Genomic DNA, 19363 nt, shown 5'->3' on the forward strand with positions numbered 1-19363 from the left:
AAATGCATTCACCGTAGGCGCTGGCTTGCCAGCGCCCACAGTTGATTTGTGTCGTTTTAGAGCATGCGTTCCAGCCCCACCGAGGTGGCGAACCAGGCATTGAAGCGACGCCACCAACTGCCGGGTTCTTCGGTGATTGTGTGTAACTGGCCGTTATCTTCGGTCACCCACACCACGTTGCCGTCCTGCAGTTTCGCCTCATAGCTCAAGGCTGGGGCCATGCCTTGCAGCGCCAGGTTGCGCACGTGTTCCGCCAGTTCGGGGCTGTCGACCAGCACGCCGACTTCGGTGTTCCACAGCACTGAGCGCGGGTCGAAATTGAACGAGCCGATAAACGATTTCGCGCGATCGAAGATCATCGCCTTGCTGTGCAGGCTGGAGTCCGAGCCGCGAAAGGTGCCGCGTCGGAACAGGTGCGGCCCACTGCCTGCGCTGGGGTCGCCCGGTTGGCGGCGCAGTTCATAGAGTTTCACCCCATGCTCCAGCAGCGCCTTGCGGTAGGGCGCGTAGCCGCCATGCACGGCGGGCACGTCGGTGGCTTCCAGGGAGTTGGTGAGCAGGCTCACCGACACACCGGCGTCGGCGCGCCCGGTCAGGTACACCAGGCCCGGTTGCCCCGGCACGAAGTACGCCGAAATCATCATCAGCTCGTGATTGACGCCCTCAAGTTCCGGCGCCAGCTGTGTGGTGAGCAGCAATCGCGGGTCCGGATCGGCTTTGGCCAATACCTTGCTCGGTGCGTCCCACAGCGCCTGGTTCCAGGCCCAGATCAGCTCGCGGCGCCAAGTGTCCATGCGCGGTTGGGTCTGGTAGGTGCGCAAGCGGTTGTACAGCGCGTGATTCTGCTGGCGCGACTCGGCCAGGGAGTCTTGCAGGCGTACACGGGCAGCGGCCAGGTCGCCTTTGGACGGCGTGTTGGCGACAAAGTCGTCGATGGGCTTGCTCAGCGCGCTGTTCCAGTACTGGTCGAAGCTGTGGCCGAGTTGCTCGGCCACCGGCCCGACGCTGAGCATGTCGATGTCGGTGAAGTTCAGGTTGGGCTCGGCATCGAAATACTCATCGCCCAGGTTGCGCCCGCCAACGATGGCCACGCTGTTATCTGCCAGCCACAGTTTGTTGTGCATGCGCCGGTGTTGCAGCGACAGGTTGAACAGTCGCCCCATGGCCCGCGTCACGCCGGTGCTGCGCCCCAGGTGCAGGGGGTTGAACAGGCGGATCTCGATCTTGGGATGAGCGGCGAGGGTGGCGATGATCTGGTCGAGACCGTCGCTGGTGGTGTCGTCGAGCAGGATGCGCACGCGCACGCCACGGTCGGCGGCCTTGAGCAGTTCATCCACGAGCATCCGCGTGCTGATGCCGTCGTGGACGATGTAGTACTGCAGGTCGAGGCTGGTCTGGGCATTGCGGATCAGCTCAGCGCGGGCCATGAACGCTTCGCTGCTGTTGGGCAGCAGGCGAAAGCCGGAGCGACCTTGATAGGGCGCCGCCTGGGCCTGGATCGAGCGACCGAAGGAAGACTGCTCAGCGGGCAGGGCATCGCTGGGGATGCGTGGGGAATCGATGGTTGCGCAGCCGCCCAGCGTCAATGCGCCCAGCAGTAAAAACGGTAAAAGCCGTCGAATCATCAAGGGCACTGCTTCCAGGTCAGGGCGGTTGTGGGTATATGACGGCTATTTTCGGTGAAAGGTCAGTCTGCAACCTCGGCCAGCATCTTGATTGCGGCGGCACCGACCTTGCGTACCGCTTCTTCGATCTGCGGGGTTGGCTTGGCAGCGTAGTTCATGCGCAGGCAATTGCGGTACTTGCCGGACGCAGAAAAGATACTGCCTACCGCCACCTGTACACCTTGTTCCATCAGGACGCGGTTGAGCTTCAAGGTATCGAAGCCTTCCGGCAGCTCGACCCACAGCATGAAACTGCCTTGCGGGCGGCTGGCGCGGGTACCTGCCGGGAAATAACGGCTGACCCAATCAAGCATCAAGTCGCGATTGCGCTGGTATTGGGTGCGCATCCGCCGCAAATGCGGTTCGAAATGGCCGCCCTTGAGAAACTCTGCAATCGCAATCTGCGGCTGGGTGGCGGTGGAGCCGGTGCTGATGTATTTCATGTGCAGCACCCGCTCGAGGTAGCGTCCCGGCGCGACCCAGCCAATGCGCAGGCCCGGCGCGAGGGTTTTCGAGAACGAGCTGCACAGCAGCACGCGGCCGTCTTCGTCGAAGGATTTGATGGTGCGCGGGCGCGGGTAGCTGTAGGCCAGTTCGCCATACACATCATCTTCGATGATGGCCACGTCGAAACGCTGGGCCAGGGTCAGCAACGCCCGTTTGCGCACCTCGGGCATGATGTAGCCGAGCGGGTTGTTGCAGTTGGGGGTCAGCTGGATGACCTTGATCGGCCACTGCTCCAGCGCCAGTTCCAGGGCTTCGAGGCTGATCCCGGTGAGCGGGTCGGTGGGGATTTCCAGGGCTTTCATGCCCAGGCCCTTGAGGGTCTGCATGGCGCCGTGAAAGCTCGGCGAGTCCACTGCGACGATGTCGCCCGGCTCGCAGATCGCGTGGATGCTGGCCGACAGCGCTTCATGGCAGCCGGTGGTGATCACGATGTCTTCGGCGGTGAGTTGGCAACCGGAATCCAATGACAGCCGTGCAATCTGCGCGCGCAGCTCCATACAGCCAAGGATGTTGTCGTAATACAGCCCTGGCAGATCCTGGCGCCGGCTGACGCGTGCAAGGCTGCGCAGCAGCGGCTTCAGGGTGGGCGACAATACATCCGGCATGCCGCGACCCATCTGTATGACATCTTTGCGCGGTACTGCGCGAATCAGCTCGAGCACCTGGTCCCACTGGGAAATCTCCACCGGCCGTTGGGCCGGGCGACCGATCTCGGGCAAGGCCGGCAGCTCACGGCTGACCGGTACAAAGTAGCCGGACTTGGGCTTGGGCATGGCCAGACCGTTGTCTTCGAGCATCCGATACGCCTGCTGCACGGTGCTAAGGCTGACCCCATGTTCGACGCTCAAGGCCCGCACGGAGGGAAGTCGATCACCGGGGCGATAGAAGCCTTGCTCGATGCGCGTGCCCAGCAGTTCGGCGAGATTGATGTAAAGCGTCATGGCGGTCGCTCCCGGGAGACCAGTACAGATACGGGGAAAATACAGGATTCAGCCGCGCATAGGCAGTGTCTGTATGGATTTAATAAAAGTTGGTTGAATCTGTAATGGTTTTGCCCGCTCACCCATTCTAGTCACTCATGGCAACAGGCAATTGAGGGGCAAGACAATGAACGGCATGAGCGATGTGCGACTGATGTTACACAGTCAGGAATTGCAGGCAGGGCAGGAGCGGGCGACGGCGCCGCGCGATATCAGTCGCTGGAGTCTGTTCTGGCACCGCCGCCACACGCGCAAGGCCTTGCTGCACCTGACCCGCGAGCAATTGCGTGATGTCGGATTGTCTGCTGAACAGGCGCGCCAGGAGGGGTTGAAACCGTTCTGGCGGGATTGATCAGAGCAGCTCTTTGAAGCGATGCCAGAGCATGCCCAGCGCCAGCAGCGGCGAGCGCAAGTGCTTGCCGCCGGGGAAGGTGATGTGCGGCACCTGGGCGAACAGATCGAAACGCCCCTGTTGCTGGCCGCTGATGGCCTCGGCCAATAGCTTGCCCGCCAGGTGCGTGGCGTTGAGGCCGTGGCCCGCATAGGCCTGGGCGTAATACACATTGGGTTGATCGGCGAGCCGGCCGATCTGCGGCAGGCGGTTGGCGCCGATACCGATCATGCCGCCCCACTGGTAATCGATGTTCGCCTCGGCCAGCTGGGGGAACACTTGCAACATCTTCGGCCGCATATAGGCGCCGATATCCTTGGGATCGCGTCCGGAATAGTGGCAGGCACCGCCGAACAGCAGGCGACGGTCGGCGGACAGGCGGAAGTAATCCACCGTCACGCGTTGGTCGCACACCGCCATGTTCTGTGGCAACAGCTCGGCGGCCTGGGCTTCGCTCAACGGCTCCGTGGCGATGATGTAGCTGCCGGCGGGCAACACTTTGCCGCTCAAGTGGGGGTTGAGGCCATTGAGGTAGGCATTGCAGGCCAGTACCAGGGTCTTGGCGCGTACATTGCCGTGGGCGGTGTGTACGTTGACTTCAGGGCCGTAGTCGATGCGCGTGACTTCGGACTGTTCGAACAGCTTCACGCCCAATTGCTGCGCGGCGGCGGCTTCACCCAGCGCCAGGTTCAACGGGTGCAGATGGCCGGAGCCCATGTCGATCATGCCGCCCACGTAGCGTTGGGAGCCGATCACACTGCCCATTTCGCTGGCTTGCAGCAGGCGCACCTCATGGCGATAGCCCAGGCTGCGCAGTTCTTCGGCGTCTTCGGCGAGGCCTTGCAGGTCCCGCGGTTTGTTGGCCAGGTCGCAGTAGCCCCAGGTCAGGTCGCAGGGGATCTGGTAGCGCTCGACGCGTTCACGCACGATCTCCACGGCTTCCAGGCCCATCAGCTTTATCTGTCGCACGCCGTCGCTGCCGATGATCGGGGTGAATTGCTCCAGGCCGTGGCCGACGCCGCGAATCAGCTGGCCGCCATTGCGCCCACTGGCGCCCCAGGCGATCTTGCGCGCTTCCAGCAACACCACGCTGAAGCCGCGCTCGGCCAGCTCCAAGGCGGTGTTGAGCCCGGAGAAACCACCGCCGACCACGCACACATCGGCGCGCACATCACCCGTCAACACCGGGTAATCGGGCTGCGGCACGCTGCTGGCGGCGTAGTAGGAATTGGTGTGCCGGGCGCTGGCAGTCATCGGGAGCATCCCTGTTTGGAAAATTTGACGCAGGATACAGCGGTCGGACGAAGCTGTCTGCGCAGAGCGTTTTGCGTCAGAATCCACGCCTATTCGCCGTTCGGTACGTGTTTCGATGAGTTGCAACAGTCAGAAAATCAGCGCGCTGCGTCGACAGATTCCTTCGTTCGAGTGTGTCCCCGGTTGCCATGATTGCTGTGGGCCGGTGACGACTTCGCCCGAGGAAATGTCGCGCCTGCCACGCAAGACTGCCGCCGAGCAGGACGCGGCCATGGATGAGCTGAACTGTGTGCACCTGGGCCCCAATGGCTGCACCGTGTATGACGAGCGCCCGCTGATCTGTCGCCTGTTCGGCACGACGAAGACCTTGCCATGCCCGAATGGGCGGCGGCCGGTGGAGCTGATTCACCCGCGGGTCGAGAAGCAGATTCACGAATACATGGCGAGCACCCGGCAGGTGCTGGTGTAACCCGCTCAAGCGGTAGACGCAGGCCTGCCGATGAAGATATCGACGGTAAAATCGCTAGCGCCGGCAAGCCGGCGCCTACAGTGATCTGCGCTGTGAGGTCAGTCCGGGATCGGCAGGTTCAGGCTCTCTTTCACCTCTTCCATCACGATATAGCTCTTCGACTCCCGCACGTGGGGCAGCTTGAGCAGGATATCGCCGAGCAATTTGCGGTACGAGGCCATCTCGGAAATCCGCGCCTTCACCAGGTAGTCGAAGTCGCCTGACACCAGGTGGCATTCCAGCACGTGGGGCAGTTTCAGCACGGCGCGGCGGAACTCTTCAAAGGTATCGCCGGACTTGTAATCCAGGCTGATCTCGACAAATACCAGCAAACTCCCCTTCAAGTGCTGCGGATTGAGCCGTGCGTTGTAGCCCATGATGATCCCTTCACGCTCCAGCCGACGGACCCGCTCGGTGCACGGCGTGGTCGACAGCCCGACCTTTTCTCCCAGCTCCGTGAACGAAATACGCCCATCGGTCTGCAAGATGCGCAGGATATTGCGGTCGATCTTGTCCAGCTCCCGCTTGGTCTGGGTGTTGGTACGCATAGGGGATACGCCTCTGTGAAAAGGGTTTTTGCCGAGAATTGTCGCCAAATATAGGCATTTATATAGTGAAATGCACTGGCGATTGCTTTTTATACTGCGCCCATCATTGCTCGAATAACACACGTCAGCGGCTAAGCCCGTGATGAGGATATAAAAATGCGCGTTCTGGTCTTGGGTAGCGGCGTCATTGGTGTGACCAGTGCCTACTATTTGGCTCGGGCCGGTTTCGAGGTGGTTGTCGTCGACCGCCAGCCCGCCGCGGCCATGGAGACCAGTTTCGCCAACGCCGGCCAGGTGTCCCCAGGTTATGCGTCGCCATGGGCCGCGCCGGGCGTGCCGCTCAAGGCCATCAAGTGGTTGCTGCAGCGCCACGCGCCCCTGGCCATCAAGGCCACCGCCGATATCGATCAATACCTGTGGATGGCGCAGATGCTGCGCAATTGCACCGCCAGCCGTTATGCGGTGAACAAAGAGCGCATGGTCCGCCTGTCCGAGTACAGCCGCGACTGCCTCGACGAATTGCGCGCCGAGACCGGCATTGCCTACGAAGGCCGCAGCCTGGGGACTACCCAGCTGTTCCGCACCCAGGCCCAGTTGGATGGGGCTGCCAAGGACATCGCGGTCCTCAAGGAGTCCGGCGTTCCGTTCGAACTGCTCGATCGCGCCGGCATTGCCCGCGTTGAACCCGCCCTGGCCAGCGTCACCGATATCCTCGCCGGTGCCCTGCGCCTGCCGAACGACCAGACTGGCGACTGCCAGATGTTCACGACGCGCTTGGCCGACATGTGCAAGCAGTTGGGTGTGGAGTTCCGTTTTGAACAGGACATCCAGCGCCTCGACTACGCCGGCGACCGCATCAACGGCGTCTGGATCGACGGCAAGCTGGAAACGGCCGACCGCTACGTGCTGGCGCTGGGCAGCTACTCGCCGAAGTTGCTCAAGCCGTTGGGGATCAAGGCCCCGGTGTACCCGCTCAAGGGTTACTCGCTGACCGTGCCGATCATCAATCCGGCGATGGCCCCGACGTCGACCATTCTCGACGAGACCTACAAGGTCGCGATCACCCGTTTCGACAACCGCATTCGCGTCGGCGGCATGGCTGAAATAGCCGGTTTTGACCTGTCGCTTAACCCGCGTCGGCGCGAAACCCTGGAGATGATCGTCAACGACCTTTATCCTCAGGGCGGCGATTTGACCGAAGCCACATTCTGGACCGGCCTGCGCCCGACCACCCCCGACGGCACGCCGATTGTCGGTGCCACCCCGTTCAAGAACCTGTTCCTGAATACCGGCCACGGCACCCTCGGCTGGACCATGGCCTGTGGCTCCGGTCGTTTGCTGGCTGATTTGATGGCGAAGAAAACACCGCAAATCAGCGCCGAAGGTCTCGATATTTCCCGTTATGGCAACCACCAGGAGTCCGCAAAACATGTCAATCCAGCGCCAGCTCACCAATGAGCGCATGAGCCAGATCGTCGTTCACAGCGGTACCGTGTATCTGGCCGGGCAAGTCGGCGACGACATGAATGCCGGGATTGAACAGCAGACCCGTGAAACCCTGGCCAATATCGAGCGGCTGCTCGACCTGGCCGGTACCGACAAGACCAAGCTGCTGTCGGTGACGATTTACCTGAAGGACATCGACGCCGATTTCGCCGGCATGAATGCGGTATGGGACAAGTGGCTGCCCAAAGGCGTCGCTCCGGCCCGTGCCACGGTCGAGGCGAAGCTGTGCGAGCCGCAAATCCTGGTCGAGCTGTCCGTCGTGGCCGCGCTGCCTTAAACAACGATCCCTCTCCCGGTGCCGAAGTGGTTGGTCGGTGCCGGTTTTTTCTTCACTCTGCCGCCTAGAAGCCTGCCGCCATGCGTCCTGCCCGTGCCCTGATCGACCTTGAAGCCCTGCGCCACAACTACCAATTGGCCCGTGAAGTGACCGGGGCAAAAGCCCTCGCCGTGGTCAAGGCGGATGCCTATGGCCATGGCGCCGTTCGCGTTGCCCAGGCGTTGGAAGCCGAGGCGGATGGGTTTGCCGTGGCGTGCATCGAGGAGGCATTGGAGCTGCGCGCTGGCGGCATTCGTGCGCCGGTGTTGCTGCTCGAAGGTTTTTTTGAAGCCGACGAGTTGCCGCTGATCATCGAGCACGATTTCTGGTGCGTGGTGCATTCGCTGTGGCAATTGGAGGCGATCGAACAGGCCGTGTTGAGCAAGCCGCTCACCGTGTGGCTCAAGCTGGATTCGGGCATGCACCGCGTCGGCCTGCATCCCAAGGATTACCACGAGGCCTACCAGCGGCTGCTGGCCAGCGGCAAAGTGGCCAAGATTGTATTGATGAGCCACTTCGCCCGCGCCGATGAACTCGATTGTGTGCGCAGCAATGAACAGGTGGCGGTGTTCGACGCGGCGCGCCAGGGCTTGTCGGCCGAGGTCAGCCTGCGCAATTCGCCGGCGGTGATGGGCTGGCCGAATGTCTCCAGCGATTGGGTACGCCCGGGCATCATGCTCTACGGCGCGACGCCGTTTGGCGAAGACCAGGCCATCGCCGCGCGTTTGCAGCCGGTAATGACCCTGGAATCCAAAGTCATCTGCGTGCGCGAGCTGCCGGCTGGCGAGCCGGTGGGCTATGGCGCCAAGTTCATCACGCCAAAACCGATGCGCATCGGCGTGGTCGCCATGGGTTACGCCGATGGCTACCCGCGTCATGCGCCGACCGGTACGCCGGTGCTGGTGGCAGGGCAGCGCAGTCAGTTGCTGGGGCGCGTGTCCATGGACATGCTGTGCATCGACCTCACCGACGTGCCTCAAGCGGGCCTGGGTTCCACGGTGGAGTTGTGGGGTAAAAACATCCTCGCGAGTGATATCGCGACCGCCGCTGAGACCATTCCCTACCAGATCTTCTGCAACCTGCGTCGGGTGCCAAGGCTCTATTCCGGCACTTGATCGCACGCTACGAACACCGCTGCCCGGGATTTAGGCCCAAGTGTTGTAAATACTGAACGCTGTCGCCATGATAACGCTCAACTACAACAAAGCCTGAATCCTAGGAGGCACCTGCATTGGACGTCGGCGAACGACTGCAATCCATCCGTAAACTGAAGGGTCTTTCCCAGCGTGAGCTCGCCAAGCGCGCGGGTGTCACCAACAGCACCATTTCGATGATCGAAAAAAACAGTGTCAGCCCCTCGATCAGCTCCTTGCGCAAGGTGCTGGGCGGCATCCCCATGTCGATGGTCGAGTTCTTTTCCGAGGAGATCCTCCAGGAAATACCGACGCAGATCGTCTATAAAGCCAATGAGCTGATCGACATCTCTGACGGCGCCGTCACCATGAAACTGGTCGGCCGCGCACACCCGAGCCGGGCCATTGCCTTTCTCAATGAAATCTACCCGCCGGGCGCCGACACAGGCGAAGAAATGCTCACCCACGAAGGCGAAGAAACCGGGATTCTGGTGGAAGGTCGCCTGGAACTGGTGGTCGGTCTTGAAACTTTTGTGCTCGAAGCCGGCGATAGCTACTACTTTGAAAGCACCAAGCCGCATCGTTTTCGCAACCCGTTCGACGTGCCGGCGCGACTAATCAGCGCAGCCACACCCGCGAACTTTTAACAATAGAGGCGCCCTGCCAGCGTTGCAGAGGTTCCCGTGGCAGTATTCCGTGAGGCTTAATCTCCCTTTATTTAATAGGGTTGTTTCGGCCAGACGGGCTAACCGTTATACTTTCGCCGCCTGCGAAACCGTGGCCGCAGGCGTGAATAGCCACCATTGAGGGTGAACGCGTGAACCTAATTATGAAAATGCTGGCTGCACCAGCAACCGTACTGGCCCTATGGGCTGTCAGCGCTCAAGCTGCGACCAATGATGAAATTGCCAAACGCCTGGAGCCGGTCGGCCAAGTCTGCGTCCAGGGCCAGGAATGCAAAGGGATGGAAGTGGCGGTAACCGCTGGCGGAGGCGCTGCGAAGACGCCGGACGACATCATTGCCAAGCACTGTAACGCCTGCCACGGCACCGGCCTGTTGGGCGCGCCGAAGATTGGCGACACCGCGGCCTGGAAAGAACGTGCCGATCACCAGGGCGGCCTTGATGGCATCCTGGCCAAGGCCATCACCGGCATCAACGCCATGCCGCCTAAAGGCACCTGCGCGGATTGCACGGATGATGATCTGAAGGGCGCGATCAAGAAGATGTCCGGCCTGTAACCGCCGATCTTCGGCAAAAATGCCGCTTACGAGCGGCTTTTTTGTGCCTGCAATTTGTGTTTCGAGTCTGGTCTTTGCAGCAAAGACCCGCCACTCTCTGTCCAACCCCTAATCATGGAATGTTCAGGAGGGTCGGATGGTGCAGTTGTGTTCAATCGAGCAAGCAGTTGACGACGTACTGGCGCGCTTGCCGGCGCATATCCACATGGGCATGCCCCTTGGGCTGGGCAAGCCGAACCTGTTTGCCAATGCCTTGTACCGGCGCATCGCCAAGTTACCGGACCGGGCGCTGACGATCTACACCGCGTTGAGCCTGGGCCGTCCGACCTTGGGCGACGGCCTGCAGAAGCGTTTTCTCGAACCCTTCATCGAACGCGTGTTTGGCGATTACCCCGAGTTGGACTTCCTCGCCGACCTGCAGAAGGACAGCCTTCCAAAAAATATCCACGTGCAGCAGTTCTTCATGCAGCCCGGCAGCCTGCTTCACAGCACCTCGGCTCAGGAGGATTACGTCAGCAGCAACTACAGCCATGCGGCCCGCGACATCAACGCCGCCGGCCTGAACCTGGTGGCGCAACTGGTGGCGAGCAGCGCCGAACACCCTGATCGCCTGAGCCTGAGCTGCAACCCCGATATCACCCTCGACCTGTTGCCGATGATCGCCAAGCGCCGCGCCGCCGGGGAAACCATCCTGGTGGTCGGTCAGGTTCACAGCGATTTGCCCTACATGCCCGGTGATGCCGAGCTGGGCATGGATGAATTTGACTACCTGCTCGACGAAAAGGACAACACCACGCTGTTCTCCACGCCGAACATGCCGGTGGGGTTCCAGGATCACTTTATCGGCCTGCATGCGAGCACCCTGGTACGTGATGGTGGCACCTTGCAGATCGGCATCGGCTCGATGGGCGATGCGCTGACAGCTGCGCTGTTGGCGCGCCAGGCCGACAACGAGTCCTACCGCTTGCTGCTGACGGATCTGGATGTGTACCAGTGGGCGCCCCTGATCAGCCACGAAGGCGGTGTCGACCCGTTCGCCCGTGGCCTTTATGGCTGCAGCGAAATGTTCGTCAACGGCTTGCTGGTGTTGGCAGACGCGGGGATCGTGCGGCGCAAGGTGTACCCGGACGTGGCGACCCAGGAGCAGGCGAATGCCGGCCTGATCGATGATGCCGCGCAGCCCGACGGTGTGTCGATCCATGGCGGTTTCTTCCTCGGGCCGCGCAGTTTTTACCAGCGCCTGCAGGAAATGACCCACGCCAAGCGCCTGGAATTCAACATGACCCGCATCAGCTACATCAACGAGCTGTATGGCCAGGAAGACCTCAAGCGCCTGCAGCGCCAGGACGCGCGGTTTATCAACAGCGCGATCATGGTGACGTTGCTCGGCGCCGGGGTGGCGGACCAGTTGGAAGATGGCCGCGTGCTCAGCGGCGTCGGCGGGCAGTACAACTTCGTGGCCCAGGGGCATGCGCTGGAAGGCGCGCGTTCGATCCTGATCCTGCGCAGCTGGCGCGAGTCGGCGGGGGAGGTCAGTTCGAATATCGTCTGGGAGTATGGCCACTGCACGATTCCGCGGCACCTGCGCGATATCGTCATTACGGAGTACGGCATTGCCGACCTGCGCGGTCAGACCGATGCCAAGGTGATCGAGGCCTTGCTCAACATCACTGACTCACGTTTCCAGGCTGACTTGATCGAGCAGGCGCAAAAGGCCGGCAAGTTGCCCAAGGATTTCGAGCTGGACCCGCGTTTCAGCGATAACACGCCGGAGCGCCTCAAGGGCATCCAGGCACGGCATCGTCGGCTGTTTCCGGAATATCCGCTGGGCAGTGACTTCACGGACGAGGAGCGGGACCTGCTGCGGGCATTGAATTGGCTCAAGAGCAAATTCAAGCTGACGGAGATCCTGGAGCTGGGCAAGGCGGCGTTGGATGCGCCGGAGCCGGAGGCGTTTCCCAAGCATCTGCAGCGGATGCGCCTGGATAAGCCGGAGGGGCTGAAAGAAGATTTGTATCAGCGCTTGCTGCTGGCCGGCCTACAAGCCACCGCGCATTAAAACCCGCCACAAACCTACTGTAGGAGCCGGCAAGCCGGCTCCTACAGGGTTTTGCGATTATTCGATGAAGGTGACCACACCACCGGCGAGGGATTTGACCCGTGCCAGGGATTCCACTCGGTATCCCTGCGCATCCAGCTCCGCACGGCCGCCCTGGAACGACTTCTCGATCACAATCCCCAAGCCGGCCACAGTGGCGCCGGCTTGCTTGATGATCGAAATCAGCGCCTGGGACGCCTTGCCGTTGGCCAGGAAGTCATCGATCACCAGCACGCGGTCGCTGCTGGTGAGGTGACGCGGCGAGATCGCGACGGTGCTTTCGGTTTTCTTGGTGAAGGAATACACCGTCGCCGACAGCAGGTTTTCGGTCAAGGTCAGCGATTGCTGCTTGCGCGCGAAGATCACCGGTACGCCGAGGTTCAGGCCGGTCATGATCGCCGGGGCGATGCCGGAGGCTTCGATGGTGACGATCTTGGTGATGCCCGAGTCCTTGAACAGCGCGGCGAATTCGTCGCCGATCAGTTTCATCAGCGCCGGGTCGATCTGGTGGTTCAGAAAGGCGTCGACCTTGAGTACCTGATCGGAAAGCACGATGCCTTCTTCGCGAATTTTCTTGTGCAGTGCTTCCACGGAAAGCTTCCTCTAATGGCGCGTTGTGCGCCGAAAGTAGATTAAAAAGTAGTCGATTCTAGCGCTTTAACATCGCGCGTATATCCGCCAGGGCGGTGTTGCCGCGAACGGCCTTCACCTCGGTCGGGGTGTCGTCATTGCCTTCCCAGGCCAGGTCGTCCGGTGGCAGCTCATCGAGGAACCGGCTGGGGGCACAATCGATAATTTCGCCGTATTGCTTGCGCTTGGCGGCAAAGGTGAAGGCCAACGTCTGACGCGCGCGGGTAATGCCCACGTAGGCCAGGCGCCGTTCTTCCTCGATGGTGTCGGCTTCGATGCTGGAGCGGTGCGGGAGGATTTCCTCTTCCATGCCCATGATGAACACGTAGGGGAATTCCAGGCCCTTGGACGCATGCAAGGTCATCATCTGCACACCTTCGGCGCCGTCTTCTTCTTCCTGCTGGCGTTCGAGCATGTCGCGCAGCACCAGTTTGCCGATGGCGTCTTCGACGGTCATCTCGCCGTCTTCGTCTTTTTCCAGGGTGTTCTTCAGCGCCTCGATCAAGAACCAGACGTTGCCCATGCGGTAATCCGCAGCCTTGTCGCTGGAGCTGTTGGTGCGCAGCCAGTTCTCATAGTCGATGTCCATGACCATGCTGCGCAGCGCGCTGATCGGGTCTTCGCCGGCGCACTGCTCGCGCACCTTGTCCATGAAGCGCTTGAAGCGCGACAGGCGATCGGTGAAACGCGAGTCCAAGTGTTCGCCCAGGCCGATTTCATCGGTGGCGGCGTACATCGAAATCTTGCGTTCGGTGGCGTAGTTGCCGAGCTTTTCCAGGGTAGTCGAACCGATTTCCCGGCGTGGGACGTTGATCACCCGCAGGAAGGCGTTGTCGTCGTCCGGGTTCACGATCAGCCGGAAGTAGGCCATCAGGTCCTTCACTTCCTGGCGTCCGAAGAAGCTGTTGCCGCCTGACAGGCGATACGGCACCTGGTGGTGCTGCAGCTTCAGCTCGATCAGCTTGGCCTGGTAGTTGCCGCGATACAGGATCGCGAAGTCGCTGTACGGCCGGTCGGTGCGCAGGTGCAGGCTGAGGATCTCGACGGCCACGCGCTCGGCTTCGGCGTCTTCGTTGCGGCAGCGGATCACGCGGATCTCGTCGCCATGACCCATCTCGCTCCACAGTTGTTTTTCAAACTCGTGGGGGTTGTTCGAGATCAGCACGTTGGCGCAGCGCAGGATGCGGCTGGTGGAGCGGTAGTTCTGCTCCAGCATCACCACTTTCAGGGACGGGTAGTCGTCCTTGAGCAGCATCAGGTTTTCCGGGCGGGCGCCGCGCCAGGCGTAGATCGACTGGTCATCGTCGCCGACCACGGTGAACTGGTTGCGCGTGCCGATCAGCAGCTTCACCAGCAGGTATTGGCTGGCGTTGGTGTCCTGGTATTCGTCCACCAGCAGGTAACGCACCTTGTTCTGCCACTTTTCGAGAATGTCGGCGTGCTCCTGGAACAGCTTCACCGGCAGCAGGATCAGGTCGTCGAAGTCCACCGCGTTGAACGCCTTGAGCGTGCGCTGGTAGTGGGTATAGACAATGGCGGCGGTCTGCTCCTTGGGGTTGCGCGCGGCTTCCAGGGCTTCGGCGGGCAGGATCAGGTCGTTTTTCCAGGCGCCGATCATGTTCTTGATCTCGTCGACGCCGTCGTCGCCCGCGTATTCCTTCTGCATGATGTCGGTCATCAGGGCCTTGACGTCGGTCTCGTCGAAGATCGAGAAGCCCGGCTTGTAGCCCAGCCGCACATGCTCCTTGCGGATGATGTTCAGTCCCAGGTTGTGGAAGGTACACACGGTGAGGCCACGGCCTTCGCCACCCTTGAGCAGGGTGCCGACACGCTCTTTCATTTCCCGCGCCGCCTTGTTGGTAAAGGTCATGGCGACGATGTACTGGGCGCGGATGCCGCACTGCTGGATCAGGTGCGCGATCTTGCGGGTGATCACGCTGGTCTTGCCGGAGCCTGCGCCGGCGAGCACCAATAGAGGGCCGCCGACGTAGTTCACGGCTTCTTGCTGCCGGGGATTGAGTCGGGACATACAGAGTTCAGGGAGTCGTTGTTCAAAAGGGCGGGCATTTTAACAGGCTGGCAGGATTCTGCTCTGTCAGAACGACAGTGTGACGTACCACTCGATCTAAATTTGCCGGTTTTGATACTTTGCCGCAGGATGTCTGAGGCTTTTTGTGATTAGCTGCCACTAACCTTTACAGATGGCGTATTTGATAACCCCTATCATTGGTGATTATCAGGCCGCACGTCATAATGCCCGCCGCCAACGAAATTTTGCAGAGTCTAGGGAGCTAGCTTGTCTACGCCTGTCGAACCCTTGCGTTTGCTGCTACTGGCCGATGAGCCAGCGTGGGCAGCGTTGTTGCGCGAGTGCCTGGCGCCGATGGGCGATGGGGCTGTGCTGATCAGCGCACCAAACTGGGAGTCCGTGAGTCGTCTGTTCGATGACGATCACAGCGCCGTTCTATTGACCACGCCCAGCCTGCAACCCGGCCCTGGCCGTTGCAGCCTGCCGTGCGTGCTGTTGCTGGAGCAGGAGCCCCTGGTTTCGCCCCTGGGCGTCAGTGACTGGCTGGTTCGTGCGGTATTGGACGCCGACACCTTGCGCCGCTGCCTGCGCCACGTTCGCGAGCGCGGCTTGCTGGAAAATACCCTGCAGCGCCTGGCCGAACAGGACCCGCTGACCGGTATCGCCAATCGCCAGGGCTTCCAGACCCTGCTGGCTGCGCGGCTGGCCGAGAATGAAGGTCGCGGCCTGGCCCTCGGTCACCTGGACCTCGATAATTTTCGCCATGCCAACGACGCCCTCGGCCACCAGGCCGGTGACCGCCTGATCCTGCAAGTGGTCTCGCGGCTCAAGAGCCAGCTCGAGGCGGGCGACCAGCTCGCGCGTCTTGGCAGCGATGAATTCGCCCTGCTGATCGACACCCGCCGCGCACCCCAGCGTGCCGAGTGGATGGCCGAGCGCATCACCGAAGTGATGGCCGAACCTTACTGGGTGGATGGCGAAAGCCTGCTGATCGGCTGCAGCCTGGGCGTCGCGCATGCCCGCGCACGCGCCGGTGCAGACCCGCTGATGTGGCACGCGCATATCGCCATGCAACAAGCCAAGAGCACCCAGGGCTGCACCTTTCATATCTTCAACGAACGCATCAACCGCAACGCGCGCAGCCTGGCCGACCTGGAAACCGAGCTGCGTCGCGCCTTGCGCCGCGACGAGTTGGAGCTGCACTACCAGCCGCGCCTGGACCTGGACGACGGCCATATCGTCGGCCTCGAAGCCTTGGTGCGCTGGCGCCACGGCGAGCGCGGCCTGTTGCCGCCCAGCGAGTTCGTACCGCTCGCCGAGCAGAGCGGGTTGATTGTGCCACTGGGTTACTGGGTGATTTCCCGGGCCCTGCGTGACATGCAGGACCTGCGTGAACGCGGCCTGCCGCCGTTGCACATGGCGGTCAATCTGTCATTTCGCCAGTTCCAGGACAGTCAGTTGCTCTCAACCCTCAGCCGGCTGATCAGTGAGCGCGGAGTGGAAGCGCAGTGGCTGGAATTCGAACTCACCGAAACCGCCGTGATGCGCCGCAGTGATCTGGTCAAGCAGACCATGGACGCCCTCGGCCGCTTGGGCGTGCGGTTTTCCCTGGATGATTTCGGCACCGGTTTCTCATCCTTCGTGCACCTCAACAGCCTGCCGATCGCCTTGCTGAAGATCGACAAAAGCTTTGTCGGCGGCATGGAAGAGCGCGAAGAGAACCGCAAGCTGGTGCACGCGATGATCAACCTGGCGCACAACCTCAACCTGGAAGTGGTGGCTGAAGGCGTGGAAACCCCTGAGCAACTGGCGCTGCTGCGCTTGTTCGGCTGCGACCAGGCCCAGGGTTACCTGATCAGCAAACCGCTGCCGTTGCCGGAGCTTGTGGAGTACCTGACCTTCGGCAAAGGCCAGCAGGCCTTGCTCGGCTGAATCGAGTCTCGAACCCCACCAACGGTAGGAGCTGGCTTGCCAGTTCCTACATTGATCCATGCAGCCTTCAGTCCGCCTGGACAGCCTGCAGGGAGCTGTAGGTCTGCGGCTCCTGCCGAATCATGCGCTTCATCTTCGCCTCAAACGCCCAGGTCAGGCTGAGCGCCGCACATGCGAGGCCCAGCGCCAGCCCCCACCACACACCGGTCGGCCCCCAGCCCAGGGTAAAGGCCATCAGCCAGGCCGACGGAGCGCCGATCAACCAATAGCAACCCGCGCCGATCAGGAAGGTGGTCTTGGCGTCTTTCAGTCCGCGAATGCAGCCCATGGCAATGGTTTGCACGCCGTCGAACAGTTCAAACCACGCGGCCACGGCCAGCAGGCTGACGGCCAGAACGATCACGTCGTGGAACGCCGGGTCGTTGGGGTCGATCAACAGTCCGATCAGTGGAACGGAAAACAGCCACAGCACCGCGGCGAATCCCAACATCACCGCTGCGCCAAATCCGATGCCGACGCGACCGGCCAGGCGTGCATGCAGCAACTGCCCGGCGCCGTAATGTTGGCCGATACGCATGGTCACCGCGTAGGACATCCCCGCCGGCACCATGAAAGCCACCGAGACAATTTGCAACGCCACCTGGTGCGCGGCCAGCTGTGTGCTGCCCATCGTGCCCATGCACAGTGCGGCGAAGGCAAACAGCCCGACTTCCACCGCATAGGTGCCCCCAATCGGCAGGCCGAGGCGCCACAATTCCCGCAGGTACTGGGTGTTGAGGCGCAGCAGGCCGGTGCTCAGCGGGTAGGCGGCATAGGTGCGATTGCGGTGGATGTAGACCATCAACGCCAACGCCATGCCATTGGCGACGAGGGCCGTGACCAGGCCGATGCCCATCAGGCCCAGTTTCGGCAGGCCGAACATGCCTTCGATCAATGCGTGGTTGAGCAGGTAGTTGGCCACCGCGCCGCCGAGGCTGATGACCATCACTGGCTTCGCCTTGCCAATCGCGCTGGTGAAACCGCGCAAGGCCATGAAGCTCAAGAAGCCCGGCAACGCGAACGGCAGGATCGTCAGGAACTGCCCTGCGGCGTGCACGTTGGTTTCGGTCTGGCCAAACATCAGCAACAGCGGCTTGAGGTTCCACAGCAGCAAACCGGCCGCCAGGGCCATCAGCCACGCGAGCCATAGCCCGGCCTGGGTCAGGCGGGTGGCGCCTTCGATATCGCCCGCGCCGTGGCGGATGGCGACCAGGGTGCCCACGGCGGCAATCACGCCGATGCAAAAAATCGACACAAATGAATAGCTCGCCGCCCCCAGGCCACCACCGGCCAGGGCCTCGGGGCTCAGGCGCGCCATCATCAGGGTGTCGGTCAGCACCATCAGCATGTGCGCCAACTGTGAGGCAATCAACGGCCCTGACAGCCGCAGAATGGCCCAGAGTTCGGTACGTGCCGGATGCTGCATGATCATCACGCTCAAAAAGTCAGAGGGTTGGGGGAGGGTTGATTCTCGGCGCTCTCAGCGCATTGCACAAAGGGATAAATGCGATCGCTTGCATGATTAAAACTCATGCCTGTTTGATTCTGGTAGGGTTTTGGCATTGCGCTGTCGGAGCTTTCCCTATGTCTCGTCGTCTTCCTCCGCTTTACGCGTTGCGTGCCTTTGAGGCCGCTTCCCGACACAACTCCTTCACCCGTGCGGCCGAGGAGCTGTCGATTACCCAAAGTGCGGTCAGCCGACATATCCGCACCCTCGAAGAGCACTTCGCCTGCCGGCTGTTCCAGCGCAGCGGCCGCAACCTGCAGCTCACCGAAGCCGCGCGCCTGTTGTTGCCTGGGGTGCGCGAGGGCTTCGCCGCGCTCGAACGTGCCTGCCATACCCTGAACGCCGAAGATGACATCCTGCGCATGAAGGCGCCGTCGACCCTGACCATGCGTTGGCTGCTCGCACGACTCAGCCGTTTTCGGGCGTTACAGCCGGGCAACGAAGTGCAATTGACCAGTGCCTGGATGAGCGTGGACGAGGTGGACTTCAACCAGGAGCCCTTCGACTGCGCGGTGCTGCTGAGCTACGGGCATTTTCCGGCGGACTGGGAGGCCAGCTACCTGTTTCCTGAACTGTTGATCCCCGTCGGCGCCCCGAACCTGTTGGCGGATGGGCCCTGGGATGCCGCCCGGCTGGCCACCGCCGAGTTGCTGCACCCGACGCCGGACCGGCGCGATTGGCGCAATTGGCTGGAGCGCATGGGGTTGTCATCCCAGGTGTCGCTCAAGGGCGGGCAGGTGTTCGATACCCTCGAGCTGGGCATGATCGCTGCCGCGCGAGGCTACGGCGTGTCGATGGGCGACTTGCTGATGGTGGCTGAGGACGTGGCCCAAGGGCGGTTGAGCCTGCCGTGGCCGACCGCCGTGGCCAGTGGTGAAAATTATTACCTGGTGTGGCCGAAGACCCGCCCCGGCGGCGAGCGTTTACGCCGGCTGGCAGACTTCCTACAGGGAGAAGTGCGGGCGATGGTTTTACCGCCGGTCGAGCGCCTCGATTGAGTGGCCCAAGGCACGGGTGCGCAACCGTTTGCGAGATACCCCTGTGATTCGCTCAAGTATTTCCCGCGTCCGCCGAAGTAGGT

The 19363-nt window shown here is 61.8% G+C and carries 17 protein-coding genes; 10 read left to right on the top strand and 7 right to left on the bottom strand.

Annotated features, from left to right (window positions below):
• Positions 1-56: 56 nt before the first annotated feature.
• The gene (locus tag NTD80_RS11395; RefSeq protein ID WP_262133632.1) at positions 57-1625 is read right to left on the bottom strand and encodes a phospholipase D family protein; all 1569 of its coding nucleotides are present in this window, start codon (positions 1623-1625) and stop codon (positions 57-59) included.
• A 62-nt stretch (positions 1626-1687) separates the two neighbouring features.
• Positions 1688-3112, bottom strand: a complete 1425-nt coding sequence (locus NTD80_RS11400; RefSeq protein ID WP_262133634.1) for a PLP-dependent aminotransferase family protein — start codon at positions 3110-3112, stop codon at positions 1688-1690.
• Positions 3113-3278: 166 nt separating this feature from the next.
• Here NTD80_RS11400 and NTD80_RS11405 point away from each other — a divergent pair, with 166 nt between their 5' ends.
• The gene (locus tag NTD80_RS11405) at positions 3279-3503 is read left to right on the top strand and encodes a DUF1127 domain-containing protein (RefSeq protein WP_120450501.1); all 225 of its coding nucleotides are present in this window, start codon (positions 3279-3281) and stop codon (positions 3501-3503) included.
• On the opposite strand, the gene NTD80_RS11410 is transcribed toward NTD80_RS11405, so the two are convergent.
• The gene (locus tag NTD80_RS11410; RefSeq protein ID WP_262133637.1) at positions 3504-4796 is read right to left on the bottom strand and encodes an NAD(P)/FAD-dependent oxidoreductase; all 1293 of its coding nucleotides are present in this window, start codon (positions 4794-4796) and stop codon (positions 3504-3506) included.
• Positions 4797-4911: 115 nt separating this feature from the next.
• Between NTD80_RS11410 and NTD80_RS11415 the strand changes: the two genes are divergently transcribed.
• Positions 4912-5265 carry a YkgJ family cysteine cluster protein gene (locus NTD80_RS11415; protein WP_016975913.1) on the top strand — a complete coding sequence of 118 codons (354 nt, stop codon included), beginning with the start codon at positions 4912-4914 and terminating at the stop codon, positions 5263-5265.
• 98 nt (positions 5266-5363) lie between these two features.
• Here the strand turns inward: NTD80_RS11415 and NTD80_RS11420 are convergent, their stop codons facing one another.
• A complete protein-coding gene (locus NTD80_RS11420) occupies positions 5364-5852 on the bottom strand; it encodes an Lrp/AsnC ligand binding domain-containing protein (protein WP_003176896.1) in 489 nt (162 codons plus the stop codon).
• 156 nt (positions 5853-6008) lie between these two features.
• Here NTD80_RS11420 and dadA point away from each other — a divergent pair, with 156 nt between their 5' ends.
• From dadA to NTD80_RS11450, 6 genes are all read left to right on the top strand, one after another.
• Positions 6009-7310 (top strand): D-amino acid dehydrogenase, encoded by a 1302-nt coding sequence (dadA, locus tag NTD80_RS11425; RefSeq protein ID WP_262133639.1) that lies wholly within the window; start codon positions 6009-6011, stop codon positions 7308-7310.
• A complete protein-coding gene (locus NTD80_RS11430; protein ID WP_034110260.1) occupies positions 7282-7635 on the top strand; it encodes a RidA family protein in 354 nt (117 codons plus the stop codon). Before dadA ends, NTD80_RS11430 begins: the two co-directional genes overlap by 29 nt.
• A gap of 80 nt (positions 7636-7715) precedes the next feature.
• A complete protein-coding gene (alr, locus tag NTD80_RS11435; RefSeq protein ID WP_262133643.1) occupies positions 7716-8789 on the top strand; it encodes an alanine racemase in 1074 nt (357 codons plus the stop codon).
• Between the two features lie 116 nt (positions 8790-8905).
• A complete protein-coding gene (locus NTD80_RS11440; RefSeq protein ID WP_003176893.1) occupies positions 8906-9454 on the top strand; it encodes a cupin domain-containing protein in 549 nt (182 codons plus the stop codon).
• Positions 9455-9636: 182 nt separating this feature from the next.
• Positions 9637-10047, top strand: coding sequence for a c-type cytochrome (locus NTD80_RS11445; RefSeq protein ID WP_106802302.1), 411 nt, complete (start codon positions 9637-9639; stop codon positions 10045-10047).
• Between the two features lie 136 nt (positions 10048-10183).
• Complete coding sequence (locus NTD80_RS11450; RefSeq protein ID WP_262133645.1) at positions 10184-12106, top strand: acetyl-CoA hydrolase/transferase C-terminal domain-containing protein; 1923 nt, start codon at positions 10184-10186, stop codon at positions 12104-12106.
• 57 nt (positions 12107-12163) lie between these two features.
• Here NTD80_RS11450 and NTD80_RS11455 read toward each other — a convergent pair whose 3' ends face one another.
• On the bottom strand, positions 12164-12736 hold the full coding sequence (locus NTD80_RS11455; protein WP_003195447.1) for a xanthine phosphoribosyltransferase: 573 nt from the start codon (positions 12734-12736) through the stop codon (positions 12164-12166).
• Between the two features lie 58 nt (positions 12737-12794).
• A complete protein-coding gene (rep, locus tag NTD80_RS11460) occupies positions 12795-14804 on the bottom strand; it encodes a DNA helicase Rep (RefSeq protein WP_065902456.1) in 2010 nt (669 codons plus the stop codon).
• A 267-nt stretch (positions 14805-15071) separates the two neighbouring features.
• Here rep and NTD80_RS11465 point away from each other — a divergent pair, with 267 nt between their 5' ends.
• Positions 15072-16736 (top strand): putative bifunctional diguanylate cyclase/phosphodiesterase, encoded by a 1665-nt coding sequence (locus NTD80_RS11465; protein WP_065902454.1) that lies wholly within the window; start codon positions 15072-15074, stop codon positions 16734-16736.
• Positions 16737-16803: 67 nt separating this feature from the next.
• Here NTD80_RS11465 and NTD80_RS11470 read toward each other — a convergent pair whose 3' ends face one another.
• On the bottom strand, positions 16804-18207 hold the full coding sequence (locus NTD80_RS11470; RefSeq protein ID WP_262133647.1) for a NorM family multidrug efflux MATE transporter: 1404 nt from the start codon (positions 18205-18207) through the stop codon (positions 16804-16806).
• A 152-nt stretch (positions 18208-18359) separates the two neighbouring features.
• Here NTD80_RS11470 and NTD80_RS11475 point away from each other — a divergent pair, with 152 nt between their 5' ends.
• Positions 18360-19280, top strand: coding sequence for a LysR substrate-binding domain-containing protein (locus NTD80_RS11475; protein ID WP_065902450.1), 921 nt, complete (start codon positions 18360-18362; stop codon positions 19278-19280).
• Positions 19281-19363 lie beyond the last annotated feature (83 nt).

The organism is Pseudomonas sp. 13B_2.1_Bac1, assembly GCF_025466155.1.
Classification (GTDB): domain Bacteria; phylum Pseudomonadota; class Gammaproteobacteria; order Pseudomonadales; family Pseudomonadaceae; genus Aquipseudomonas; species Aquipseudomonas aylmerensis.

Coding starts and splice junctions, on each gene's coding strand:
- alr (WP_262133643.1), top strand. CDS start 7,716: ATGCGTCCTGCCCGTGCCCTGATCGACCTTGAAGCCCTGCGCCACAAC.
- NTD80_RS11415 (WP_016975913.1), top strand. CDS start 4,912: ATGAGTTGCAACAGTCAGAAAATCAGCGCGCTGCGTCGACAGATTCCT.
- dadA (WP_262133639.1), top strand. CDS start 6,009: ATGCGCGTTCTGGTCTTGGGTAGCGGCGTCATTGGTGTGACCAGTGCC.
- NTD80_RS11445 (WP_106802302.1), top strand. CDS start 9,637: ATGAAAATGCTGGCTGCACCAGCAACCGTACTGGCCCTATGGGCTGTC.
- NTD80_RS11405 (WP_120450501.1), top strand. CDS start 3,279: ATGAACGGCATGAGCGATGTGCGACTGATGTTACACAGTCAGGAATTG.
- NTD80_RS11400 (WP_262133634.1), bottom strand. CDS start 3,112: ATGACGCTTTACATCAATCTCGCCGAACTGCTGGGCACGCGCATCGAG.
- NTD80_RS11430 (WP_034110260.1), top strand. CDS start 7,282: ATGTCAATCCAGCGCCAGCTCACCAATGAGCGCATGAGCCAGATCGTC.
- rep (WP_065902456.1), bottom strand. CDS start 14,804: ATGTCCCGACTCAATCCCCGGCAGCAAGAAGCCGTGAACTACGTCGGC.
- NTD80_RS11395 (WP_262133632.1), bottom strand. CDS start 1,625: ATGATTCGACGGCTTTTACCGTTTTTACTGCTGGGCGCATTGACGCTG.
- NTD80_RS11450 (WP_262133645.1), top strand. CDS start 10,184: ATGGTGCAGTTGTGTTCAATCGAGCAAGCAGTTGACGACGTACTGGCG.
- NTD80_RS11420 (WP_003176896.1), bottom strand. CDS start 5,852: ATGCGTACCAACACCCAGACCAAGCGGGAGCTGGACAAGATCGACCGC.
- NTD80_RS11470 (WP_262133647.1), bottom strand. CDS start 18,207: ATGATCATGCAGCATCCGGCACGTACCGAACTCTGGGCCATTCTGCGG.
- NTD80_RS11410 (WP_262133637.1), bottom strand. CDS start 4,796: ATGACTGCCAGCGCCCGGCACACCAATTCCTACTACGCCGCCAGCAGC.
- NTD80_RS11475 (WP_065902450.1), top strand. CDS start 18,360: ATGTCTCGTCGTCTTCCTCCGCTTTACGCGTTGCGTGCCTTTGAGGCC.